We start from the raw sequence: 23,544 nt of genomic DNA on the forward strand, positions 1-23,544 counted from the left end.
AAATGTCTCATGTCCTTATCATTGCAGATACTTTATCCGAAAAACTTTCTTTTATTATACATAAATTTTCCGAAAAAGAAAGTTTTTTTAAGAAAAACCAGAACGAAAAAAATTGGCGTACACAGCTGTCCTGTTTTCTCATCTTCCGTTCGGTAAAGTTTTTAATCCATTCAGCAGTTCTTCAAACGCCGATGTCAAAAATAAATCACTCCGGTAGATAAATGATATATTCATATCCCGAAACTGTTCAGGGAGCTCATGAAGAAAAAGATTTTTCCTGTTTTGAAAATAACGGACGGCTGATGCAGGCAGAAAGGAAACCCCCATCCCCGCCTGCACCGCCCCAATAATGGCTTCCAACGTACCGAATTCAATGATTTTATGTGCGGGCACTGCTTCTTCTTTCAGTATGTTTTTTATTTTGCGGCGGTGCGAACAGCCCGCGGCAAAATACAGAATCGGATCTCGCAACAAGTCTTGCAAACTGCCTTCCCGCTTATTTGAAACCAAGACCAATTCTTCTTGAATTACAGCGACTTGCTCAAGATCTTCGTATTCGACCGGACCATAAACAAAAGCGCCGTCCAGCTCATAGTGTAAGACGTGCTGCACTAAGGTATGTGTATCACCGGTTGACAGAGACAGCTGTACTTTCGGGCAGCGGCTGCAATACTCTGTGAAAAATTGAGGGAGATGGACGGCTGCCGCCGTTTCAAGAGAACCGATTCGAAGCGGGCCGTTCGGATCGCCTGCCTCTTGCGCCGTTTTTTGCGCCTCATGCAACAATTGAAGGATTCTGTCTGCGTCTTTCAATAAGTTTTCACCTGCGGGCGTCAGCGTCATCCCCCGATTTGTGCTGTAAAAAAGCTGTGTTTGCAATTGCCGTTCCAGCTGCTGAATCCGGTTTGTCACATTTGATTGAACATAATGCAGGCTTTCTGCCGCCTTTGAAATACTTCCTTTGCGGGCGACAGCCTGAAAAATCTTTAAGTCTCCGCTTTCCATGTAAGGGCACCTTCTTGCTATGATTTTTATTGATAGCCGGCTATCAATTTTCATTTATTTACTGCAGCTGATACAGCCTGTAAAATCTTTCTCATCAATCATAAAGGAGAGAAGAATGATGAATGCCCTTATCATACACGAAAATGGCTTTGATTTCAGGCAGGCACCTGACAAAAGGCCGGGAAACGGCGAAGTAAAAATAAAGCTGAAAACAGCCGGATTAAACCATCGTGATTTGTTTTTAATGAAAAACCACGAAACCGGAAACCATGAATTTACTCTCGGTTCAGACGGCGCGGGAATCGTAACCGAAATAGGACACGGCGTCCGGTCTCATTTACTGCATGCAGAAGTCATCATCAACCCGGTGCTGAATTGGAAGACCGTTGAGGACGTACCGGCCGTACCTGATATTTTAGGCGGTCCGAGCGACGGAACCTTTTCACCTTATGTCATCGTTCCTGCGGAAAATGCCGTTTTAAAACCCGAACACCTGACATGGGAGGAAGCGGGCGTGCTGCCGTTATCAGCATTAACCGCTTATCGCGCCTTATTTACAAAAGGACAATTAAAAAAAGGCGAACACCTTATCCTTCCGGGCATCGGAAGCGGCGTGGCAACATACGCCTTATTAATGGCAAAAGCTATCGGAGCGACAGTCAGCGTCACCTCCCGCAGTGAAAACAAAAAACAAACCGCACTGTCATACGGTGCAGACCGGGCGATTGACAGCTACGGTGACTGGAATGAGGCGCTGTATGGCGAAAAAGCAGATATCATACTTGACGGTGTAGGCCCCGCCTTGTTTCAACACTATCTTGACATTATGAAACCGAATGGCCGGATCGTAACATTCGGCGCCAGTTCAGGCGATCAGCTCGGATTCCCTATTCGCTCGCTGTTTTTTCCGCAGATTCATATTCTCGGTACATCAATGGGAAGCAATGAGGAATTTGCGGATATGATGGAATTGGTAAACCGCTGCGGCATCCGTCCCATTATCGACCGCATGTACCCTCTCAGTGAAGCAGCTGCCGCTTTTAACAGAATGCGGGAAGGACGGCAGTTCGGCAATATCGGCTTTCGTTTGGATGTCTAAAAAAGAGGAGCGGACGCGTCCGTTCCTTATTTGTTTATAAGCGTTTCCGCTTGAAATTCAATATGTTTTTCTTCATCAATTAAAATCTGCCCGCAAATCGACTGCAGACACACAGAGCCCGTCAGCAGCACCGTGATCGACTGCTCAAGGCTTGCAAATCGTCTCAGTCTGCGGAAGAAAACAATCTCTCCACTCTGTAAAACAAAATTCCATATGTTATCTTCCACGTTACCCTTATATGACCAATAAAGGAAGAAGGAGGTTTCATTTCAATACGAAAAACCGGCTGATCCCAGCCGGTTTTATAAATAAACCCCTTTATTTACGGTAAAACAGTGCTCCCCATTAAATAACTATCGACTTCGCGCGCTGCTTCCCGGCCTTCATTAATCGCCCATACAATCAGGCTTTGGCCCCTTCTCGCATCCCCTGCGGCGAAAACACCGTCAACATTCGTTTTATAATCCCCATATGCCGCCTGAATTTTATGATTTGCCGAATCGACACCGAACTGTTTCAATAATGGCTGTTCTGTCCCTTCAAAACCGATGGCGATGAACACCAGCTGAGCAGGCCAGACTTTTTCTGTTCCGGGCAGTTCATGAAATTCATACTTTCCGAATTCGTTTCTGACTTTTTCCATTTGAATGGTGTGAATCTCTTGTAAGCGGCCCTGCTTATCGGCCACCATTTTTGTCGTCTGAATTGAATATTCTCTCGGGTCTTTGCCGAACTTTGCCTGCGCTTCTTCATAGGCGTATTCAAGGGTAAAGACGTGAGGCTGTTCAGGCCACATATTGTCGTTCGTGCGCGTTTGAGGAAGTTTAGGATGTTTCCCGAACTGGTGCACGCTGCGCGCTTTTTGGCGCAGCGCGGTTGCCACGCAGTCAGCTCCTGTGTCTCCTCCGCCGATTACGATGACGTCTTTCCCTTTAGCGTCTATATATTGTTTGTCTTTGAAGTTGGAATCTAAATAGCTTTTCGTCGCCAGTGTTAAATAGTCCATCGCATAATGGACGCCTTTTGCTTCCCGGCCTTCAATCAGCAGATTGCGCTGCTTTTGGGCGCCTGTGCACAAAATGACGGCATCAAATTGATCTTTCAGCTCATCTGCCGTTATGTCAACGCCGATTTCGGTATTTGTTACAAAATCTATACCTTCCTGCGTCAAAAGTTTAATACGGCGTTCGACGACATTTTTCTCAAGCTTCATGCTCGGAATGCCGTACATCAGCAGACCGCCGGCTCTGTCAGCACGCTCATAGACCGTTACGGAATGACCGGCTTGGTTCAGCTGATCAGCGCTTGCCAGACCTGCCGGGCCTGAACCGACGACAGCGACTTTTTTACCTGTGCGTTTCGCTGGAATTCTCGGCTGAATCCATCCATTTTCAAAACCTTTGTCAATGATCGTCCGCTCGATGTTTTTAATTGAAACAGCCGGATCTGAAATAGCCAGCGTACAAGATCCTTCACAAGGAGCGGGACAGACCCGCCCTGTGAATTCAGGAAAGTTATTCGTTTTCAGAAGGCGCTCCAAGGCTTCTTTCCAGCGCCCCCGATAGACGAGGTCATTCCACTCCGGTATCAGATTATAAATCGGGCATCCGGAGGTAAAACCGTTGATATCAGCGCCGATTTGGCAAAACGGTGTGCCGCAATCCATACACCGCGCCCCCTGCCGCTTTGACGCTTCATCTGAAAACGGAGCCGAATACTCTTTCCAATCCTTTAAGCGAGTGAGAGGGTCCCGCTCAGCCGGTTTTTCTCGTTTTTCTTCCATGAATCCAGTTGGTTTCCCCATGTTCCTCTCCCCTTTCTTACTGTACTACCGCTTGTTTTTGATCTTTGGCAGGCGTTTGGAGGACCTTTGTATTGGCTTCAAAAGCATACATAATTGCGTCTTCTTCTGATAAACCCGCCGCTTTTTGTTCTTCGATGCTGAGGAGCATTTGTTTATAGTTTTTCGGAATGACTTTGATAAAGGTTTCTGCGGCTTTTTCCCAATTGTCCAGGAGATCTGCGGCTTTTTTGCTGTTTGTCAGCACCGCATGCCGTTTGACCATTTCTTGCACTTCTTTGATCTCCGCCTCATCCGTCAGCTTTTCAAATGAAATCATTTCCATGTTGCATTTGCGTTTAAATGCTTTGGCATCATCACTGAGGACGTATGCGATACCGCCTGACATTCCCGCCCCGAAGTTTTTGCCGACTTCGCCGAGGACGACAACCCGGCCGCCTGTCATGTATTCACAGCCGTGGTCTCCGATACCTTCTACAACGACATTGACTCCGCTGTTACGGACTGCAAAACGTTCACCGGCGCGCCCGTTAATGTACGCTTCCCCGCTTGTTGCTCCGTAAAATGCGACGTTCCCGATAATAACGTTATCGTGCGTTTCACAATTGAAGGCATCAGGCGCTTTCACGATGATTTTTCCGCCTGAAAGCCCTTTGCCTACGTAGTCATTTGAATCCCCGTTCAAATGAAGCGTCATCCCTTTAGGGACAAATGCTCCGAAACTCTGTCCGGCTGATCCGGTAAAATGAAGTCTGATCGTATCATCCGGCAGGCCTTCCGCTCCGTAGCGTTTAGAAATTTCACTTCCCGTCACGGTTCCGGCTACGCGATTTGTATTATTGATCTTGATTTCAGCTTCCGCTTCCTGTCCGGCTTCAATTGCAGCCTGCACCGCCGGAAGAATAACCGTCATATCAAGCGACTGGTCGATTTTATGATTTTGCGCCGTACGGAAAGTGCGGACGCCTTCAGGCTGGTACAGCAGTGTGGATAAATCAAGCTGGCCCGCTTTCCAATGCGCTTTTGCACGTTCACTGACATGAAGAACGTCTGTCCGTCCGATCATTTCATCAAGCGTCTTAAAGCCTAACTGCGCCATATATTCACGCACTTCTTCTGCGACAAACAGCATGTAATTTACGATATGGTCAGGATCGCCCATGAATTTTTTGCGAAGCTCCGGGTTTTGCGTCGCGACACCTACAGGACATGTATCTAAATGGCAGGCGCGCATCATGACGCAGCCGAGAACGACAAGCGGCGCTGTAGCAAAGCCGAATTCCTCCGCACCGAGCAAGGCGGCCATTACGACATCCCGGCCTGTCATCAGCTTACCGTCCGTTTCCAATACCACGCGATCCCGTAAACCGTTCAGCATCAGCGTTTGGTGAGCTTCTGCAAGACCAAGCTCCCACGGAAGACCCGTATGTTTAATACTTGTTTTCGGCGACGCGCCCGTTCCGCCATCGTAGCCGCTGATGACGATGACATCCGCAGTGCCTTTTGCCACACCGGCCGCAATCGTGCCGACACCGGCTTTTGACACGAGCTTGACACTGATACGCGCGCTTCGATTCGCATTTTTCAAATCATGAATCAGCTGCGCCAAATCTTCAATTGAATAAATATCATGGTGAGGAGGCGGTGAGATCAGCCCTACACCTGGTGTAGACCCGCGGACATCCGCGACCCAAGGATATACTTTGTTGCCCGGAAGCTGACCGCCTTCTCCCGGCTTCGCCCCTTGCGCCATTTTGATCTGCAATTCATCCGCATTGACGAGATAATGGCTCTTTACGCCGAAACGGCCGGAAGCAATCTGTTTAATCGCACTTCTTCTGTCGTCGCCATTTTCATCCGGAACGAAACGTTTCGGGTCCTCGCCGCCTTCTCCGCTGTTGCTTTTTCCGCCAAGCCTGTTCATCGCTATCGCTAAAGCCTCATGGGCTTCCTTGCTTAATGAACCGAATGACATCGCTCCTGTTTTAAAACGTTTCACGATGGACGCAGCTGATTCAACTTCCTCTAATTTTAAAGGCTTGCGGTCTTCTTTGAAGGCGAACAGATTGCGTAAAAATCCGATTCGTTCTTCATCCGCTGCATGAGAATACTGCTTAAACAGGCTGTAATCATTTTTGCGGCAGGCCCATTGCAGCGTATGGATGGTTTTCGGGTTGAAAGCGTGGTGCTCTCCCCCGTTCCGCCATTGGAATTCACTTCCCGGATCAAGAGTTTGGCTGTAATCATCCTTGTACGCCGCTTGATGGCGCTGTTTCGCTTCTTGCGCAATCGTTTCGATATCGATTCCGCCAAGCTGAGATGCAGTACCGGTAAAGTATTTGGCAATAACGTCTTCACCGATGCCGACCGCTTCAAAAATTTGGGCGCCCCTGTAACTTTGCACAGTTGAAATCCCCATTTTTGACATCACTTTCACGACGCCTTCTGTTACGCTCTTTCCGTATTTGCTGACAGCTTCTTCATACGGAATATCAAGCCGGCCTTCATCGATTTCCTGCTTATACGTAGCGTAAGTCAAATACGGATTGACAGCATCGGCACCATACCCGATGAGAGCCGCAAAGTGATGAACTTCACGCGCTTCCCCGGATTCAACGATAATGCTTGCTTTTGTTCGCAGTCCTTGGCGGATCAAATGCTGATGCAGCGCACTGACGGCCAAAAGCGGCGGAATCGGCGTCAACTCTTTACTCATTGCCCTGTCAGATAAAATTAACAGAGATACGCCTTCCTTGATCGCTTTTTCCGCCTGCTGAAACAAATCCTTCAGGCCTTTTTCTAGGTCATCGGAAAACAGCGTACGGATGTTCTGGCTCTTAATGTCAGGATGCACAAGTGTTTTCAGCGCATAAAACTGTTCGTTTGATAATACAGGAGTATACAATTTTATGCGGCGTGCATTTCTTTCACTCGGATGCAGCAGATCACCTTCAGCTCCGAGCCAGGTCACCGTAGAAGTTACCAGCTGCTCGCGGATCGCGTCAATCGGCGGGTTTGTGACTTGCGCAAACAGCTGTTTAAAGTAATGAAACAGTGATTGGGCGCGGTCGGATAAAACGGCGAGCGGCGAATCATTTCCCATAGAGCCGAGCGGGTCCTTGCCTTCTTTAATAACAGGGATTAAATATTTCTGAATATCTTCATACGTATAGCCAAACGCTTTTTGACGGACGAGAAGATCATCGAATTGTTCCTCTTCCCGGATTTCCGGGTCAGGATTCACTTGAACCAATTCTTCTTCAAGCCATTTTTGATAAGGGAATTCATTTGCAATTTCTGTTTTCACTTCTTCATCTGAAATAATCCGGCCTTCTTCTAAGTCAATGAGCAGCATTTTTCCGGGCTCCAGACGTTTTTTATGAAGAATGTTCTCCTGCTCTACTTCAATAACGCCGACCTCAGATGAGAAAATAATATGGTCATCTTTTGTCACATAGTAACGTGCCGGACGCAGGCCGTTACGGTCAAGGATGGCGCCGATCTGTTTTCCGTCCGTAAACGAAATGGCGGTCGGCCCGTCCCACGGCTCCATTAAAGAGCTGTGATATTCATAAAAAGCCCGTTTCGCTTTAGACATGTGAGTGTTTTCCGTCCATGGTTCCGGAATCAGCATCATTGCCGTATGTGCCGGTTTCCGCCCTGCCATCACGAAAAATTCAAACGCATTATCAAGAATGGATGAGTCACTGCCCTCAGCATTTAAAATCGGCAGCACTTTGTGAAGATCGTCTCCGAAGCTTTCTGAAACGAACTGCTGCTCCCTCGCTCTCATCCAATTGATGTTGCCCCGGAGCGTATTGATTTCTCCGTTATGAATCAGATAGCGGTTCGGATGAGCACGTTCCCAGGTTGGAAAGGTATTTGTGCTGAACCTTGAATGCACAAGTGAGAATGCAGATACGAAGGTTTCATCCTGCAAATCCAAATAAAATGCGTCAACCTGCTCAGGCGTTAACAAACCTTTATAAACAATAGTCTGGCTTGACAGGCTTGCGAAGTAAAAATCAAGCTGTTCTTGAACGCCCCAATTTTCCGCCTGCTTCCGGATGACATACAGTTTGCGTTCAAAAGCAAGGCTGTCTTTCAAATCGTTTGCGGCGCCGATGAATACTTGACGCACATACGGGCAAGTGCTTTGTGCCACTGTTCCGATTTTTCCGACATTTACAGGGACGGTTCTCCAGCCGAGAACGATCTGTCCTTCCTGCTCAATGAATGCATTCACCTGTTTTTCGATCTTTTTTCTTTCCTCTTCATTTTGCGAGAAAAAGACCATTCCTACCCCGTAACGGCCTTTTTCCGGCAGTCTCATCTCTCCGCACTCTTTCTTAAAAAAAGCATCAGGGATCTGAACCATCAGGCCGGCGCCGTCACCCGTATTCGGATCACTGCCCTGTCCTCCTCTGTGATCCAGCTGGCAAAGCATCTTCAGTCCTTTTTTGACAATGTCATGTGAAGGTTTCCCTTTTAAATGGGCATACAAGCCGATTCCGCATGCATCGTGCTCAAATTCCGGACGGTAGAGACCTTGTGCTTTCGGCATTTGATTGTAAGTCATAATTCCTCTCCCCCGATCAGTTTCCGTTAATTATCGGTCATAAAATCTGACAACTTTAAATTAATTGTAAGTTTTCAAAACAATATAAACAATATATAATTTAGATCAAATACATCTCAAAATGAGATAGATAGGTGTGAACGCAATGGAATTACGCCAGCTTCGGTATTTTATGGAGGTAGCAGAACGGGAACATGTGTCAGAAGCGGCTGATCATCTGCATGTCGCACAATCCGCCATCAGCAGGCAGATTGCAAATCTTGAAGAAGAGCTGCAAGTCACTTTATTTGAACGGGAAGGCAGAAATATTAAATTAACGCCGATCGGCAAACAATTTTTAGAACATATTAAAACGGCGATGAAAGCAATTGATTACGCGAAAGAACAAATTGATGAATATCTTGATCCGAATCGCGGAACCGTCAAAATAGGATTTCCGACGAGCCTTGCAAGCCAGCTTTTGCCGACGGTGATTTCGGCGTTTAAAGAGGAATACCCGAACGTTGAGTTTTTGCTCCGCCAGGGGTCATATAAGTTTTTAATTGAAGCCGTAAGAAACAGGGATATAGATGCTGCGCTGCTCGGCCCCGTTCCGACGGAATTCCCCGACATAACAGGCAATATCTTATTCACGGAAAAGATTTACGCGCTTGTTCCGCTGCACCATCCGCTTGCCAAACAGAAAAATATTCATTTAATTGATCTGCGCGGCGACCAATTTGTTTTATTTCCTGAAGGGTTTATTCTCCGTAACATGGCGATTGACGCTTGCAGACAGGCCGGCTTTGCGCCGCTTGTATCGACGGAAGGCGAGGATTTAGATGCCATTAAAGGATTAGTCTCCGCGGGGATGGGAGTTACTTTATTACCTGAAAGCACCTTTGGAGAAACCACCCCTCGGTTCACGGTCAAAATTCCGATTGAATTTCCTCAAGTGAAGCGCACCGTAGGCATTATTAAACCAAAAGGAAGGGAACTGGCTCCGTCTGCAAATGATTTCTATCATTTTGTCATTCAATTTTTCTCCAAACTTGAACAATATCAATAAAAAACAAACCCGAGCTTCAAAACGAAGCCTCGGGCTTTTTCATATTTTTTTAGATCTTTCTCAGCCGATCGGAATGGATAGTTCAACGTGGCAGACAAACGCTTCCGGATCAATGACTGATTGATCGGTCTGTTTGGGCGGCGTTTCTTTAAATGTCTTCAGCTGGGCTGAGGAATAGTTGACGATGCCGAGTCCGAGCTCTTCTCCCTGCTGATCAAGCAGCCTGACAACCGCTCCGCTGCTGAATCTGCCCTTAATCTGCTCGATGTCCTGCGGTGACAGCTCCATATTTCCGTTCGCGACATCGCGGCTGCTTTCTTTTTCCATCACAATTTCGCCTTCGGGGCCGGAATTAAATGCAAGCCATTGTTCTTTGTGGTTTAACGGCAGGGTTCCTTCCGCTTCAAAATAAGTTCCTTCAGCCGCCTCATCTACCGCTTGAAGCAGAATGTCCGGAATGTTAGCCTGCCCGAGAAAGCCTTTAATACCGGAGGCCATCACAATTTTAAAAGCATCCAGTTTCGAACGCATTCCGCCGGTTCCCATTTCACTCCCGGCATCTCCCGCGCTTGCTTCTATTTCCGGAGTGATGTCACTAACATGACTGATTCTTTTCGCTTTCGGGTTGCTGCGCGGATTATCATCATATAAACCGTCAATGTCTGATAAAATCACAAGCATGTCGGCATCAATTAAACCTGCCACCTTCGCTGCGAGTGTATCGTTATCTCCGAATTTCAGCCGGTTGACTGTGACCGTGTCATTTTCATTAATAATCGGAATAATGCCCCGTTCCAAAAGGACGTTCATCGTATTGCGCACATTATGGTAGCGGCATTCATCGGAAAAGTCGCTTCTTGTAATTAAAATTTGTGATGCGACATAACCGTGCGCTAAAAACAGCTTTGAATAAGCCTCCATTAATAATCCCTGCCCGATGGAAGCAGAAGCCTGTTTTTCAGGGAGGCTTTCCGGTTTCTGAATAAATCCGAGCTTCCGATAACCTGCCGCCACTGCGCCGGAAGATACTAAAATCACTTCATAGCCGCTGTCTTTCAGCTGTGCGATTTGATCCACCAATGCTTCCAGCTTTCTTCTGCTGATTTCCCCGTGCAGGCTCGTCAGTGAGCTGCTGCCGATTTTCACCGCGACTCTTTTGATCTTCGTCCGAGACGTCACTGTATCACTCCTGTTTTTTAACGATTATAGTGCTGCCGTTTTTTCAATTGTTTTGCTGATCTCAATAGAACGTTCGGTCGCGTGTTTGATGGCTTTGGCAATGGCTTCTCCGCCGCCTTCTGACCTGAGCGCATCGAGGCCGGCTTCCGTCGTGCCGTTTGGAGAGGTGATGTTTTCCCGAAGCACATCCGGTTTTTCACCCGTTTCCATCAGCATTTTAGCGGCGCCCAATAACGTTTGCGCGCCGATTTTGCGGGACAGCCGTTTGTCTAAGCCGGCTTCTTCACCTGCTTTTTCAATAAACTCCATTAAATAATAAAAGTACGCCGGTCCGCTGCCTGCGATGCCGGTGAAAATGTCCATCTGATCTTCCTTGATCACGTACACTTCCCCGAGGCATTCCAAAAGGGATACCGCGGTTTTTGCTGAACCGTAAGAGACATGGTCTCCGAAAGCCGCAGCTGTTGCCGATTCGCCGATCATGCTGGATGTGTTCGGCATCACTCTTACAACCGGCTGATTATCATGTAATGACTGTTGTATAAATGAGGTTGTTATGCCTGCCAGAACAGACAGGATGATTTGATGAGGTTGAATACGCCGTTTCAGCGCAGCCAGAGCGATTTCAGCATCCTTCGGCTTCATGGCTAAAATAAAGACATCAATATCTTCGGTTTTCATGCTGTCAAAAGCAATGCCCTGAATACCGTATTGATGTTCCAATTCAGCGAGTCGCTCTGTATTGCGGCGGTTTGTCACGCAGATGTTTTGGTTGGGAATTTTTTTTGCGCGGACCATGCCTGATATCATTCCTTCAGCCATTGATCCTGCTCCGATAAAAGCAACTTTCTTTTGATCTAAGATCGGTAACATCTCCCTTGTTCGTATTTTGTTCGTATTTTTCACACGTTTTTTATGTTACCACTTCAGGAGTTGATGTCAAGTTTGAAGGTATTATTGATATGTATTGTTCCGAGCCTGCTATTATGTATAATGAATCACAGAACAAACCTTTTGAGCCCGGGAGGCCGGGGGCGTTCCGGCCGGATTTAAAAATTATCTGAAATGGCTTTTTCTATCAGCTTTTTGCAGCGGTCAAGCTCTGTCTTCAGCTGTTTTTTGTAAAGCTTCGCAGCTTCATAGTCTTTAAATTGATAGAGAACGACTTCCTGGAGTTTGGCTCCCTCTTTTTTCACTTTTACTTGCTTTAAAATCCCGTCATCCAATAGTTCGTGAAGTGAACGGTACACCTCGGTATGATTCGGCTTAAAACCGATGGGTTTAAATTCCGAACGCAGCACCTCGAGAAGCTTCAGTCCGTAAAGCCGTTCCTGCTCTGTCATTGTAATCATGTAAAGCTTTAAAAAAGCTCTTTGTTTCACTAAAAAACCGGTTGAACTTCTTTTTTCTTCTTTCAATATGTGCACACCCTTCCTTCTAACAAATTATTCCATGTACTAAATATTCTCTTTATATCCCGTTTTCCCTTTTATTGTTCGGACAGTTTGGTTTGTATTGATTTGTTTTTTGGAGGCGAGGAAAAATAATTTTAGTGAACATTTGGTACATAGTTTATTTAGTTTAATTATAGCTGATATCGGTTTCTTTTTCACTCTTTTTTCTGCAAAAACGGATCTTTATGCCCATTTATTCGGGTTGCGGAAACAAAAAAAGACCCGTCACGAAGACAGGTCCCCTTTTGTTTAAGGATTAGTTGACCACAAACCGGCAGTTTTGATGAAAATGCGCGGATGTAATTTCAATTGAGCAACCATATATTCTGCAAGATCCTCAGGCTGCATGACTTTTTCCGGATTGCCGTCTGTCAGATTTAATTCAATAGACATGTCGCTGGCAACCGTGCTCGGAGTCATTGCGCTGACACGGATATTGTGTTTTCTGACTTCCTGCATGAGAGATTCAGTCAGACCGAGAACGGCAAATTTAGAAGCGCTGTACGCACTTGTCGCCGCGGCGCCTCTTTGGCCCGCCGTAGAAGAAATATTAATGATATCTCCTGATTTTCTCTCAATCATTTCAGGTAGAACGGCGCGTGTCACGTGGTATACACCCATTACATTCACTTGAATGATGTCTTCCCACTCTTCAGGCGTAAGATCCAAAAATCCGCCGAATTTGCTGATTCCAGCATTGTTAATCAAGATGTCAATCTCACCGAGTTCTTCTTTAATAGAGGAGACGGCTTGCTCTACCTCTTTTTGGTTTTTTACATCGGCAGCAGCGAATGATGCCTTTACACCAAGGGCTTTCACTTCTTCCGCAACCTTTTCGACATTTGCTTCTGTGCGGCCGATTAAACCGATATTGACTCCTTCTTTGGCTAAAGCGATAGCGGCGGCGCGGCCGATTCCTCTGCCCGCACCCGTGATAAGAGCCGTTTTGTTTTGTAAACTTTCCACGTCTTTCACCCTTTCTGAATGTCCTTATGTACGATTTCACATTATAAGCAGAAAAAAAACAATTAGCAAATAAAATGATTCAACACGATCCGTAAAGGGTATCAACTGAAAAAAAGGAGTGAAAAGCAGATGATCATCATTTTGTATATCAGTGCTGCCGTTGCGGCTGCCGCATTAATTTATGCAGCCGTATCCGCCGTCCATTTTAAAAGAAACACAGCGCCTGATATAAAGAAGATTAACGCCGTGACAGCGTCCATGCAGACGTCCGTTGATGAAATCAAAACAGAAACCCGTTTGTTATCACAAAAGCAGAAAGAACTGCAGGAAGACTTTCTTACTAAAAAAACAGCCGTGCAAACGACGGCAGCCGAAGTTAAAGGAACGCCTCACGTGCTGAAAATGCTCTGGAACGCCGGTAAAAGCGGTTTATGAGCCTGCATGTCATCCGACGTTTTTGATGACACTAAGAGAAACTGGCGCGGATCCAAGGAGGCATAACATGATTTGCGATCGTGAGCGGCTTGCGCATTTTTTACAGCAGCTTAAAGCACTATCTTCTTCGGGAGGGTTTACAAAATCGGATTTGCTGACTCCGGCTTTCCATTTAGCTAAGGACGGAGATCTGGATTTGTATTATTCGCCTCATAATGAATATATTAACCCTTATGCAGTCGTTGCCATTTCCGGAATCACACCCGGTTTTTTTCAAATGCAGCTGGCTTACAAAAAAGCGGCACAGCTTTTAAAAGATGGCGAAACTTTTGAAACGATAGCCTATGAAACAAAAAAAGCGGCCGGACTTTCCGGTTCAATGAGGCAGAACATCATCGAAATGCTTAATGAATGCGGTCTGCCGGCCGCGCTTCACGTTGAGGATTCATCCCGGTTATTTGATTCAAAACGGGAGCTGCTTCATACAACGTCCGTTATCAAACACCCTGTTTTTTATAAACAGAAAAACTATACGGGACATCGGCCGGCAATCAGCAGGTCAGCTCTTCTCAGCCGTTACGCGCTGACATGTTTTCCGGATGAAATAGAAATGATGAAAAAGGACATTCTGCTTATCCCTCTCGGCAAAGCAGCAGAATCAGCCTGCCGCATGCTGAAGAAGAACGGCAGAATGGGTCATGCGGTCATTCTGGAAGGCTTCCCGCATCCGTCCGGAGCAAACGGACATCGTTTCAAACAATTTCACGAAAACAAACAATCGTTACGTGAACAAATTCAGCGCTTTGCCGGGTTTCTTCAGCAGCTGTAAAAAAACGCCCCGAATTTTCGGGGCGCTGCTGTTAAGAAGCGTATTCAGGCAATGCTTTATTGTGTTTTGCCGTTTTCTCTTCAGGTATTTTGATTTGATTTGTCAAGATTGCACTTACGAAATAGAGCGCTGCGAAAATCCATACAACGCCTTGTGCGCCGACAAGTCCGATGAACGCCCAGGCAAGCGCGGGGCCGACAAATGCCGACAGGCCCGCAGCCAGATTTAACACAGACATGGCAGCACCTTTATCGCTGCCGGCCGCCGTCGGCACGATAGCCCCGATCGGAACGAACCCGGCGAGGAGCCCTCCCCATATAAAACCGACAATGCTGACGAAAAGCAAGTTCCCATGTGATACAACAGGAGCATAATATAATAAAAGAGTAAAAATGCCGCAGCCCACTCCCCCGAACCACATGACAGTCTTTTTCCAGCCGAAGGCATCGCCGACTGCGCCGAAGATCAAGTTAAAGACGATATTTCCGAGAAAGATCGTTCCCCAAATTTGAAGCCATACATTTGTAGAAATGCCGTGCTGCGCCATATGCATCGGAAGAAATACCGGAAATCCGTATGTACCGATGCTGTTAATGATCCGAATGATCCCCCCAGAGAGCACGCGCGGATTTTCAGCAAGGATGGTGATTCCCTTCATTAATTCCTGCGCCTTTTCCCGCTTATCTGCCTTTTTCTTTTCAAAGCGGTCCCTATTTAAAATCAAAGCAAAAAACGCGCCGAGGCAGACCCAGAAAATTGAACTCCACAGTGTATTCAAATAGCCGAAGGATTTGATGGCCCAGCTTGAATACCAAGCACCGAATACAAACATCCCGCAGCAATATGCAATCCAGAACCAGCCGACCGCCGTACTGAGCCTGTTTTTCGGCGACCGGTAAATCACCCATGTCAAAAAAGAATAGGCAAACAGCGGATAACCCAGCCCTTTAATAAAATACGTGACATACATCACCGGCAAATTAAGATTTTCAAATCCGTATGCGATAAATGCGGCTGTTCCGATAACGTAAAACAACAGCCCCATAAACATCGTCCGCTTTGCGCCGAAGGCTTCGAGGCAGACCCCTGAAAACCAAGACGCCACAGCGAGAGAAATACCGTAAACTGTAAACAGGGATGCTGATTGCTGTACCGTCAAGCCGTTTTCAACTAAAAACGGGCTGAGCCAGCCTTGTTCAAGGCCGTCCCCCATCATAAACAGCACGACTCCCAAAAATCCCCATGCGAGCTGTTTTGGAATTCCTATTTTATTAAGCATTTTTGTTCCTCCTCAGCAATCTTTCATGTTGTCATCTCATCCCCAAGTCAGGCTTTCACCGCCGGCTGAAAATGAGTAAATAATTTTTGCGTATGTTTCCATTCTTCATATAGGAAGAGATCCGTCTGATCCGCTTCCGGCTCAATTACCTTTGTGCGGCTCGAAAGCTCTGCTTTCACACCGAGAGCTTCGTTGCAAATCATCGCCGCTCCCATTGCGGATGCCTGGCTGAACCCCTCTCTCTTATAGATTTTCTTTTGGAGAAGGTTAGCAAGAAACTGCGTCAAAGCATCACTTTGGAAACCGCCGCCGCACACCTTCACATCATCTTGTGAAAAGGAAGCCACCTCTATTAACGCCTCATAGTTCCATTTGATTGAAAAAGCGATTTCCAGCAGTGCGGCTTTGACAAAATGGGCTCTGCTTAAGTTTTGGGACAGCGGAGCGTCAAAAATAAATCCGCCTTTTGCCAGTGCGTTTTTCTCAGGCGATAAATAGGAGCCTAACGCAGAAATACAAGCATGATCATGTTTCGGCAGACTTGCGATTTCCCGTTCCATAACGCCGTAGGATTCATTCGGATAAAAAATGGATTTTAATTTTTGATAATTGAGTCCTGTTACACCCGGATTCGTTTCAAGAAGCCATTGACCTTCTTCTGTATGGCAATTCAGCCATGCATTCGTTAAACTTTCGGTTCCGGTCTCCGCTGTTATCTTTGTAATCGGCGTCGTCGTGCCGGATACGATGACGATATCTCCCGGCTTTGCATCTGCACTTTTGATGGCAAGCTGTGTGTCTCCCCCGCCTGCAATCACAGGCACTCTTTCAGATAGACCGAGAACCGCCGCTTTCTTAAACGTTAACATTCCGACAACCGTCCCAGATCGGACGAGTGAAGGAAGAATGGCAGAAGGCACACCGAAGATGTTGCATAATTTCTCTGACCATGCCTTTTTCCTTACGTCAAACAGCAGTGTTTCAGCAGCCTGTGACGGTTCATAGCTTAAAATACCGCTCAGCTCAAATGTCACCCAGTCACTGATGCTTGTGATGTACTTCACTTCTTTCCATAAAGACGGCTGTCTAGCTTTTAATCCGACAAGTTTCATGGCGGAAAATAAAGCGCTCGGAAGACGTCCGGTTTGCTGATGCACTTCTTCTTTTGTCTCAATCCCGTCTTCCCATTCACGGCCTCTGTTATCAATGTTGGGCAGACCGAGAAATGCCTTTTTACCTTTATTGATCAGAACAATTCCCTGCCTCTGGCTTGTGGAGGTGATTCCGATTAATGTAATATGTGGGCTTTTGGCAATAACCTTCCTTGCCATAGCGCTGATTTGCGTCCATAATCTTTCCGGTGAGAAATATCGTCCGTCCGGATAAAGCGGATCCGTCACATATTCAATGTCTTCCCTTTCAAGCGCGGTCACTTCGCCGCCGGCAGTCACGACCGCGACTCGCGCATTCCCCGTCCCGATGTCAAATACAAGGTAGCCTTTTTGTTCAGCCATTACAGCCTCCTCCTTCCGTTTCAAGTTCTCTTTTGTTATAAAGTTCACGTATTGAGCAGGTTTGATCTTGTTTCCATTTGAAAAGCGCTTCATTTAAAATCTTCACATGATGATCTTCCACTTCAAATGTTGCGCCCGCTAAATGGGGAGTCGCTAATACATTAGGCAAAGAGATCAATTCATAATCAGAAGATTCTGGCGGTTCGTGATAAAACACGTCAAGGATCGCTCCCTTAATCCGCCGTTCTTTCAGCACCCGCAGCAGCTCTTCCCTGTCTGTAACCGCCGCTCTTGACGTATTGACAAAAACAGCTTCCTGTTTCATCAATTGAAAGTGCCGGGCGCCGATAAGGCCGATGGTTTCTTCTGTGCGCGGCAAGTGAACGGAAACAATATCACTTTCAGAAAATACCCGTTCAATCGTCGTTTTTTCATACTCCCGGTTTTCATGACGGACAAATGGGTCATAGTAAAGCACCTTGCAGTCAAAAGCGGCCAATAACCGGGCGATTCTCTGTCCGACAGCTCCGAAACCGATAAGGCCGACTGTTTTCCCCGTCAGCTCATTTCCTCTGAATTTGACATAAGCCTGCAAATAATCACCATTCCACTTCCCGTCCTTCAGCCACTGATGGGAAGAATACGTATGACGCAAAAATGAAATCACATTTCCGATAAACATTTCAGCAACGGCCTGGGCATTGCGGGCCGGTGTAAAGAAAACGGGGATTTTTCTTTTAGTCGCCGCCGCAATATTCACGTTAGACGGCATTCCTCTGCAGACACCGATAAAAGCGGAATCAGGCAATATGTCAATAACACGCTCAGACACCTCATCAAGTTCAGTGATAAGCCCCGACGCGTTTGTCTCTTGAATCATTCGGATCAATTCATCTTCCCGATAGGCCCGGCCGTGCTTCTTCCACGGCCGGTGCACAGTCCGGCCGAACAGCTCAGTCAGCTCCTTCAGCCCCTCGTCGTGATATGGTGCGGTAATTAAAACCGTCATGGTGCAAAACATCCTTTTCACATAAATTTTGTCATAAAAAAATCTCTTTCCCCAAAGAAGGAAAGAGATTCATATACCGTCTTTATGCGCTTGAAGCGCACAAATATGTATAGATCATTCTTTCCTATCTTTCAAGCATACGCTTGCTGGAATTGGCACAATAAATGTTGCCGAGGTTTCGTAGGGCCAGTCCCTCCACCTCTCTGGATAGAAAATAAAATGATGAAATTGTCAGGCTGTTTAAAAGAATAAACTCATCATAGAAAAGTCTTTCCGTGATGTCAACACTTTTTTTCTGAATTGACGTTCGATTTTGAAATGTTATAATGCTTACAATATAAACAAAGAGGAGAAATGGGCTATGAATTCTGCTGCAACACAGCCGAACGGGGTCTTTAAGTCGGTATGCTCACTAGACTGTCCCGATCAATGCGGCTTGCTTGTGACAAAAAAAGACGGAAAAATCGTTAACATTCAGGGAGACCCCGATCACCCGGTCACATCAGGGAATATTTGCAACAAAGTCAGACACATGGCTGAGCGCATTTATGATGAAAAGCGCGTAACCGTTCCGTTAAAACGGATCGGTAAAAAAGGTGAAGCCGCGTTTGCGCCTATTTCCTGGGAGGAAGCGATCAATACGATCAGTGCGCGCTGGAAAGAGCTTATTGCCGAAGAAGGAGCGGAAAGCATTCTTCCGTACAGCTTTTACGGCAATATGGGAAAACTGGCGGCAGAGGGAATGGACCGCCGTTTTTTCCATCGTCTCGGAGCGAGTCATCTCGAACGGACGATCTGCAGCAAAGCCGGTTCTGAAGGCTATAACTATACAATGGGAGAAGGAGCGGGTACTGATCCGGAGGAGACCATACATGCAAAGCTCTTTATTTTTTGGGGGATCAATGCCGTCAGCACGAATATGCACCAAGTCATGATTGCTCAAAAAGCCCGGAAAAAAGGGGCTAAAATTGTCGTTATCGATGTACATAAGAACCAAACCGGCCGGCTTGCCGATTGGTTTATTCCCATTCGCCCCGGCACAGATGCCGCACTCGCCCTCGGTATCATGCATGTCTTATTCGACGAAAACCTTCACGATGAAGCATTTCTCACAGAATACACCGAAGGCAGTGACGAATTAAAAGCGCATGTTAAACACTATGATCCGGAAACGGTTTCTGCTATTACAGGCGTTAAAGCCGACGATATCAGACGCCTTGCGAGAATGTACGGGGAAACCTCCCCTTCCCTTATCAGGATCGGAAACGGCATTCAGCACCATGACAATGGCGGAATGATCGTCCGCACCGTTGCCTGCCTTCCGGCTGTTACAGGACAGTGGCTCAACACCGGAGGAGGCGCAATCAAGCACAACAGCGCGGTATTAAACTATAACAGACAAGCGCTCCAGCGGCCTGATCTGCTTTACGGCAGGAAGCCACGATCATTTAATATGAACAGGCTCGGAAGCGTTCTTTTAGAAACAAAACCGCCCGTGCGCTCCCTGTTTATTTACGGTACGAATCCCGCAGTGGTTGCGCCGGAAGCGAATAAAGTCAGAAAAGGCCTGCTGCGGGAGGATTTATTTACAGTCGTTCACGATCTGTTTTTAACGGAAACCGCCAAATACGCGGATATCGTGCTCCCTGCTGCATCCGCTTTGGAAAACACGGATTTTTACACGTCTTACTGGCATCATTTTATTCAGCTGCAAAAACCGGTGATCGAACCCTGCGGGGACAGCAAATCGAATACGGAAGTGTTCCGTTTGCTTGCCGGAGCAATGGGATTTACCGAGCAGGAGCTTCAGGATACCGATGAAGAATTGATCAGACAGGCGCTGGACTTTCCCGACAATCCGTATATCGAGGATATTGATTACGAAGCGCTCTCACGCCATTCCTTCATGAAAGCCAAACGGAAAAAACCGCTTTTTCCGGGACAGCTCAAGACACCGAGCGGAAAAATTGAATTATATTCGGAAAAGATGAAACAAGACGGTTATCCCGCGCTGCCGACACATATCCCTCTTGAGAGCGATGGTGATTTTCCGCTTTTATTTGTCCCGGGACCGAATCATAATTTTTTAAATTCAACATTTTCGAATAATGAAAAACACGTAAAATTAGAAAAAGCGCCAAAGCTTTTTATTCATACAGAGGATGCTGTACGCCGGAACATAGAAGACGGGGAAACCGTTAGAGTTTGGAATCACCGCGGCGAGTGTGAATTAACAGCTTCGGTCGGCGAACAGGTGCTTCCCGGCGTTGCAGTCAGCCAAGGTCTTTGGGCCGATATGGATGATAAAAAACAGCTCGTCAATTCGCTCACGCCCGATCGGCTGGCGGATATGGGAGGAGGCGCTGTTTTCTTCTCCGGAAAGGTGCAGGTGGAAAAGCTCAGCAATTAAAACCGTCCGCAATAAACGCCGAGCGGTTTTGATGAAGGCTGAATCCTTTCGGCCGGCTTCACCGTATAAAAAGTGATAACGTTTATTGGAGGTTTGCTGTATGGATATCATTACCGGCATCGGAATCGCTTTAGCCGGATATTTCATCGGAGACGGATTGAAAAATTTTAAATCACCTGATCCTCATGAACACACTGACCACATTCTCATTAAAGAAAAAGATCTGCACTTCTATATCGGTTATTATTTAGGAGTTACCAAGGAAGAAGCGAAACAAATCGTGCCCGACACCTCTGACATTCCGCATATCACGAGAAACGGAAAGCGGTATGTACAGAAAACTGCATTAAGAGAATGGCTGACTTCCATGCTGGAAAAAGAATAACAGCTGCCATGAAAAGCGGGAAGAGTTTGTCTCTTCCCGTTTATTAAGATTCGCCGCCCTGCCTCTCTTCAACCCCAAACATACGACAGATATCATTCTTACGTAACGAAACATCCCCTTCTTTAGATTTCAAATAAAACCCTTTCTTATATAACCGTATGACTTCCTCATATGTAAGCTCATGACGAAGGAGCGCCATTAAACGCCCGTCTTTTTCATCTTGTTTATTGAACCATTCATACTGTTCTGACCAGTTCACTTTCTGCATGTCAAACACCTTCTCACTTTGTATTAATGCCTTTTCGCATTCTTTTACTTATTACCCCTTCTGTAAACACTCCGACTGCCTGTGACATTTTTGAAAACAGCCGTAACCCCTCCAATTAGTCACCATGTTGACTTGTTCCCCATTTCGTTGTATATTATAATTGTCAACATGGTGACAATTAAGATAGGAGATACCTTATGGATATTAATTTATTAATGAAGGAACTGCATGTTATGCAACAAAGTTACGCATCATTATTTTCGGTTGTCAATAAAGTGCAGGCTCGGGGGGACGAATACTTAGAAATGTTGACTTCCCGACAGCACATGACTCTTATTGCTATTGCCCATTTACCGACGGAAGATACCACACTTATGAATATCGCTAAAAAGCTGGGCACAACAAAACAAACCGCTAACAAATTAATTTCAAGCCTCGCGAAAAAAGGATATGTTCACACTGTGCCAAGCAAACTGGATAAACGTGCAATCAATATTGAGATTACCGCTGAAGGAAAAAAAGCGTTAATTTCCTGTTCAGAAAAATCCACCTATTTTTTAGCGGATATGTTTCATGACTTCACTACTGATGAAATTGAAACATTCTGGAGGCTATTGCAAAAACTTTATCGTTTTGATGGTGAAGAACAGGATGGTTTTGAAGAAAAAGCACATTTGAAAGTTGAAGATCAGGCACAATTCATCTCAGATGACTATGAAGAAAAAATCATGGCTGAATTTTCAAAACGGCGATATGGGAGTGCAGACGATGAATAATATGCTTTATCGAAAAGTAAAAGAAACAGAGGATAAGATGAAGGAAAAATGCTATGAGCTGAAAGATAAAATTGATCAATTTATTTCTCATGCCAAATATAAAATTCATTGCAAACATAAACTGGACCGAGCCGGCAATTATATATCAATTGCCATTGGACTCTTTATCCTAACTGCCTCATGGCTGACCGCAACACAATGGCTGCTTTGGATAGGCGCGGCGAGTATTTTGAGTAATGCCTGTTTGCTCATTATAAAGCCTGTTAAAAATTGAAAATCTGAAAAAGGCTCTCTAATAGAGAGCTTTCTTTTATTAATCGTCCCAGTCTTCATCTTCTTCCCAGTTTTCTTTTTTTTCAAGCAACCTTCTGTAGAAAAATTCAATAAAGCTGTCGGCTAGCTTGTCTTGGTATCCAAGTACTCTATCCCAAATAAAAACAGGGCATTCATTATTACTGTTCATTTTATTAGTATCTAAGGCATAAGCAAAAAAATCAATATCTTCTAATATCACAAGTCCATCAGATAAATGATAATAATTACGATATTCCTCTGTGGTTTCAACTACCGAAGCCCCGCCAAAGTCATACCCTAAAATATCAATTCCATATAAGCCGCCAGAGCCAAAGTTTCTCAGAAACCATTTATAACTATCAGGAAGTTGTAGTTGGAGCTCCTTCTCTATATTAATAATCTCTTTTTCACTTATTCCTCTAGTAAAATAACTGTCTGCTTTATTTTCAGTTATAAACTCTATAGTTTTTTCATATAAGTCCATTGATATCTCTCATTCCTTTTTTATTTTTCATATTGTTTTGCTCTCCATTTCCAATACCTGTCTCGGAAATTATCATACTGGGCTTTTAAAACCGGATCGTTTCTAAAGCTTTCACCATCAGATTTAAGCCTATGGATAATGCCGCTATATTTAGTATGTAAGCTATTTGGAATTTCAAGCATTGGACCAGGTTCCTCTTGAATTAAATGGTGTAGATTTATTTGTGTCCCATCTTTCGCAAAAGGTGCATTTCCACTTTTCATTAATTGAAGATTCGTAAGGCCTTTACGATTTTTTTGGTTCATATCAATATCTTTCATAGTATACACTCTGCGGCTTATGTCTTTAACTTTTCCCTTTGCTTTTACCTTGCCCTTAACCTCAAAGGCACCATACTTTTCTTTATTTAACCAAGGAAGGTTTATTTCTTGACCAGTAAACGGCTTTCTCGTTCCATCCGGGATTTTCTTTGCATTGGTCAAAAGTTCATTTTTAAGGTTTTGGCTGTCAACCACATTGTATGGTACGTCACCCGACAGAGCAAGATCATATTTAGAGTTATAAGGAAGCAGTTCTGGAAGTTTAACGTCTTTAATTTTCTTCCCTGCCTGTCCTGCCCTGTTTATGACTTTCCCCGCCGCATCAGCTTTGTTAACGGCTCCTGCGCCTTTCGTTCCGACGACAGCCACAGCTGCTGAACCAATTGCATATGTCACCCATCTTGATCTGG

22 protein-coding genes and 1 riboswitch are annotated in these 23,544 nt (G+C 45.6%); of the genes, 8 read left to right on the forward strand and 14 right to left on the reverse strand.

The window, feature by feature from the left end:
• Positions 1–138 precede the first annotated feature (138 nt).
• Entirely contained in the window at positions 139–1,005 is an 867-nt protein-coding gene (locus tag D5S11_RS19105) for a LysR family transcriptional regulator (protein WP_108724927.1), read from the reverse strand.
• Between the two features lie 118 nt (positions 1,006–1,123).
• Between D5S11_RS19105 and D5S11_RS19110 the strand changes: the two genes are divergently transcribed.
• Positions 1,124–2,104, forward strand: coding sequence for a zinc-binding dehydrogenase (locus D5S11_RS19110; protein ID WP_032866223.1), 981 nt, complete (start codon positions 1,124–1,126; stop codon positions 2,102–2,104).
• A 26-nt stretch (positions 2,105–2,130) separates the two neighbouring features.
• Here the strand turns inward: D5S11_RS19110 and D5S11_RS19115 are convergent, their stop codons facing one another.
• From D5S11_RS19115 to gltB, 3 genes are all read right to left on the reverse strand, one after another.
• A complete protein-coding gene (locus tag D5S11_RS19115) occupies positions 2,131–2,331 on the reverse strand; it encodes a hypothetical protein (protein ID WP_047935787.1) in 201 nt (66 codons plus the stop codon).
• A gap of 95 nt (positions 2,332–2,426) precedes the next feature.
• On the reverse strand, positions 2,427–3,908 hold the full coding sequence (gene gltD / locus D5S11_RS19120; RefSeq protein WP_014418084.1) for a glutamate synthase small subunit: 1,482 nt from the start codon (positions 3,906–3,908) through the stop codon (positions 2,427–2,429).
• Between the two features lie 16 nt (positions 3,909–3,924).
• Positions 3,925–8,484: a glutamate synthase large subunit gene (gene gltB / locus D5S11_RS19125; RefSeq protein WP_108724926.1), complete on the reverse strand. Its 4,560-nt coding sequence runs from the start codon at positions 8,482–8,484 to the stop codon at positions 3,925–3,927.
• Between the two features lie 145 nt (positions 8,485–8,629).
• Here gltB and gltC point away from each other — a divergent pair, with 145 nt between their 5' ends.
• Positions 8,630–9,532 carry a glutamate biosynthesis transcriptional regulator GltC gene (gene gltC, locus D5S11_RS19130; RefSeq protein WP_007407347.1) on the forward strand — a complete coding sequence of 301 codons (903 nt, stop codon included), beginning with the start codon at positions 8,630–8,632 and terminating at the stop codon, positions 9,530–9,532.
• A gap of 60 nt (positions 9,533–9,592) precedes the next feature.
• On the opposite strand, the gene proB is transcribed toward gltC, so the two are convergent.
• From proB to D5S11_RS19150, 4 genes are all read right to left on the reverse strand, one after another.
• Positions 9,593–10,711 carry a glutamate 5-kinase gene (gene proB, locus D5S11_RS19135; protein ID WP_007407346.1) on the reverse strand — a complete coding sequence of 373 codons (1,119 nt, stop codon included), beginning with the start codon at positions 10,709–10,711 and terminating at the stop codon, positions 9,593–9,595.
• 24 nt (positions 10,712–10,735) lie between these two features.
• The gene (gene proC / locus D5S11_RS19140) at positions 10,736–11,584 is read right to left on the reverse strand and encodes a pyrroline-5-carboxylate reductase (RefSeq protein ID WP_007407345.1); all 849 of its coding nucleotides are present in this window, start codon (positions 11,582–11,584) and stop codon (positions 10,736–10,738) included.
• 176 nt (positions 11,585–11,760) lie between these two features.
• Positions 11,761–12,129 carry a replication termination protein gene (gene rtp, locus D5S11_RS19145; RefSeq protein ID WP_003153833.1) on the reverse strand — a complete coding sequence of 123 codons (369 nt, stop codon included), beginning with the start codon at positions 12,127–12,129 and terminating at the stop codon, positions 11,761–11,763.
• A 285-nt stretch (positions 12,130–12,414) separates the two neighbouring features.
• On the reverse strand, positions 12,415–13,131 hold the full coding sequence (locus D5S11_RS19150) for a 3-ketoacyl-ACP reductase (RefSeq protein ID WP_007407344.1): 717 nt from the start codon (positions 13,129–13,131) through the stop codon (positions 12,415–12,417).
• 129 nt (positions 13,132–13,260) lie between these two features.
• Between D5S11_RS19150 and D5S11_RS19155 the strand changes: the two genes are divergently transcribed.
• Positions 13,261–13,566: a DUF948 domain-containing protein gene (locus D5S11_RS19155; protein ID WP_032866226.1), complete on the forward strand. Its 306-nt coding sequence runs from the start codon at positions 13,261–13,263 to the stop codon at positions 13,564–13,566.
• Between the two features lie 67 nt (positions 13,567–13,633).
• Positions 13,634–14,395, forward strand: coding sequence for a hypothetical protein (locus D5S11_RS19160; RefSeq protein WP_007407342.1), 762 nt, complete (start codon positions 13,634–13,636; stop codon positions 14,393–14,395).
• Positions 14,396–14,426: 31 nt separating this feature from the next.
• Here D5S11_RS19160 and D5S11_RS19165 read toward each other — a convergent pair whose 3' ends face one another.
• The 3 genes from D5S11_RS19165 to D5S11_RS19175 are packed head-to-tail and all read right to left on the reverse strand — an operon-like array spanning position 14,427 to position 18,197.
• A complete protein-coding gene (locus D5S11_RS19165) occupies positions 14,427–15,674 on the reverse strand; it encodes an RbtT/DalT/CsbX family MFS transporter (RefSeq protein ID WP_007407341.1) in 1,248 nt (415 codons plus the stop codon).
• A gap of 47 nt (positions 15,675–15,721) precedes the next feature.
• Complete coding sequence (locus D5S11_RS19170; protein WP_047935793.1) at positions 15,722–17,188, reverse strand: FGGY-family carbohydrate kinase; 1,467 nt, start codon at positions 17,186–17,188, stop codon at positions 15,722–15,724.
• Positions 17,181–18,197 carry a 2-hydroxyacid dehydrogenase gene (locus D5S11_RS19175; RefSeq protein ID WP_007407339.1) on the reverse strand — a complete coding sequence of 339 codons (1,017 nt, stop codon included), beginning with the start codon at positions 18,195–18,197 and terminating at the stop codon, positions 17,181–17,183. The genes D5S11_RS19170 and D5S11_RS19175 overlap by 8 nt, the downstream gene beginning before the upstream one ends.
• Before the next feature lie 121 nt (positions 18,198–18,318).
• A riboswitch (SAM riboswitch) is annotated at positions 18,319–18,411 on the reverse strand.
• Between the two features lie 147 nt (positions 18,412–18,558).
• Between D5S11_RS19175 and D5S11_RS19180 the strand changes: the two genes are divergently transcribed.
• Together D5S11_RS19180 and D5S11_RS19185 are read left to right on the forward strand one after the other, a co-directional pair.
• A complete protein-coding gene (locus D5S11_RS19180) occupies positions 18,559–20,607 on the forward strand; it encodes a molybdopterin oxidoreductase family protein (RefSeq protein WP_108724925.1) in 2,049 nt (682 codons plus the stop codon).
• Positions 20,608–20,707: 100 nt separating this feature from the next.
• Positions 20,708–20,992: a hypothetical protein gene (locus tag D5S11_RS19185; protein WP_007408004.1), complete on the forward strand. Its 285-nt coding sequence runs from the start codon at positions 20,708–20,710 to the stop codon at positions 20,990–20,992.
• Between the two features lie 43 nt (positions 20,993–21,035).
• Here the strand turns inward: D5S11_RS19185 and D5S11_RS19190 are convergent, their stop codons facing one another.
• Positions 21,036–21,260 carry a hypothetical protein gene (locus D5S11_RS19190; protein ID WP_015417608.1) on the reverse strand — a complete coding sequence of 75 codons (225 nt, stop codon included), beginning with the start codon at positions 21,258–21,260 and terminating at the stop codon, positions 21,036–21,038.
• 197 nt (positions 21,261–21,457) lie between these two features.
• Here D5S11_RS19190 and D5S11_RS19195 point away from each other — a divergent pair, with 197 nt between their 5' ends.
• Positions 21,458–22,036 (forward strand): MarR family winged helix-turn-helix transcriptional regulator, encoded by a 579-nt coding sequence (locus D5S11_RS19195; RefSeq protein WP_032869940.1) that lies wholly within the window; start codon positions 21,458–21,460, stop codon positions 22,034–22,036.
• Positions 22,029–22,310 (forward strand): hypothetical protein, encoded by a 282-nt coding sequence (locus D5S11_RS19200; protein ID WP_012117731.1) that lies wholly within the window; start codon positions 22,029–22,031, stop codon positions 22,308–22,310. The genes D5S11_RS19195 and D5S11_RS19200 overlap by 8 nt, the downstream gene beginning before the upstream one ends.
• A 39-nt stretch (positions 22,311–22,349) precedes the next feature.
• On the opposite strand, the gene D5S11_RS19205 is transcribed toward D5S11_RS19200, so the two are convergent.
• Both D5S11_RS19205 and D5S11_RS19210 read right to left on the reverse strand, forming a co-directional pair.
• Positions 22,350–22,814 carry an SMI1/KNR4 family protein gene (locus D5S11_RS19205; RefSeq protein ID WP_007408000.1) on the reverse strand — a complete coding sequence of 155 codons (465 nt, stop codon included), beginning with the start codon at positions 22,812–22,814 and terminating at the stop codon, positions 22,350–22,352.
• A gap of 20 nt (positions 22,815–22,834) precedes the next feature.
• A partial coding sequence (locus tag D5S11_RS19210) for an HNH/ENDO VII family nuclease (RefSeq protein WP_206504700.1) occupies positions 22,835–23,544 on the reverse strand: 710 nt, incomplete at its 5' end.

The sequence above is a fragment of the Bacillus sp. L75 genome, assembly GCF_003676355.1.
GTDB classification, from domain to species: domain Bacteria; phylum Bacillota; class Bacilli; order Bacillales; family Bacillaceae; genus Bacillus; species Bacillus velezensis.

Coding starts and splice junctions, on each gene's coding strand:
- D5S11_RS19105 (WP_108724927.1), bottom strand. CDS start 1,005: ATGGAAAGCGGAGACTTAAAGATTTTTCAGGCTGTCGCCCGCAAAGGA.
- gltB (WP_108724926.1), bottom strand. CDS start 8,484: ATGACTTACAATCAAATGCCGAAAGCACAAGGTCTCTACCGTCCGGAA.
- proC (WP_007407345.1), bottom strand. CDS start 11,584: ATGTTACCGATCTTAGATCAAAAGAAAGTTGCTTTTATCGGAGCAGGA.
- D5S11_RS19160 (WP_007407342.1), top strand. CDS start 13,634: ATGATTTGCGATCGTGAGCGGCTTGCGCATTTTTTACAGCAGCTTAAA.
- D5S11_RS19175 (WP_007407339.1), bottom strand. CDS start 18,197: ATGACGGTTTTAATTACCGCACCATATCACGACGAGGGGCTGAAGGAG.
- gltD (WP_014418084.1), bottom strand. CDS start 3,908: ATGGGGAAACCAACTGGATTCATGGAAGAAAAACGAGAAAAACCGGCT.
- D5S11_RS19200 (WP_012117731.1), top strand. CDS start 22,029: ATGAATAATATGCTTTATCGAAAAGTAAAAGAAACAGAGGATAAGATG.
- D5S11_RS19165 (WP_007407341.1), bottom strand. CDS start 15,674: ATGCTTAATAAAATAGGAATTCCAAAACAGCTCGCATGGGGATTTTTG.
- D5S11_RS19190 (WP_015417608.1), bottom strand. CDS start 21,260: ATGCAGAAAGTGAACTGGTCAGAACAGTATGAATGGTTCAATAAACAA.
- D5S11_RS19205 (WP_007408000.1), bottom strand. CDS start 22,814: ATGGACTTATATGAAAAAACTATAGAGTTTATAACTGAAAATAAAGCA.
- D5S11_RS19195 (WP_032869940.1), top strand. CDS start 21,458: ATGGATATTAATTTATTAATGAAGGAACTGCATGTTATGCAACAAAGT.
- D5S11_RS19180 (WP_108724925.1), top strand. CDS start 18,559: ATGAATTCTGCTGCAACACAGCCGAACGGGGTCTTTAAGTCGGTATGC.
- gltC (WP_007407347.1), top strand. CDS start 8,630: ATGGAATTACGCCAGCTTCGGTATTTTATGGAGGTAGCAGAACGGGAA.
- D5S11_RS19170 (WP_047935793.1), bottom strand. CDS start 17,188: ATGGCTGAACAAAAAGGCTACCTTGTATTTGACATCGGGACGGGGAAT.
- D5S11_RS19185 (WP_007408004.1), top strand. CDS start 20,708: ATGGATATCATTACCGGCATCGGAATCGCTTTAGCCGGATATTTCATC.
- D5S11_RS19155 (WP_032866226.1), top strand. CDS start 13,261: ATGATCATCATTTTGTATATCAGTGCTGCCGTTGCGGCTGCCGCATTA.
- D5S11_RS19110 (WP_032866223.1), top strand. CDS start 1,124: ATGAATGCCCTTATCATACACGAAAATGGCTTTGATTTCAGGCAGGCA.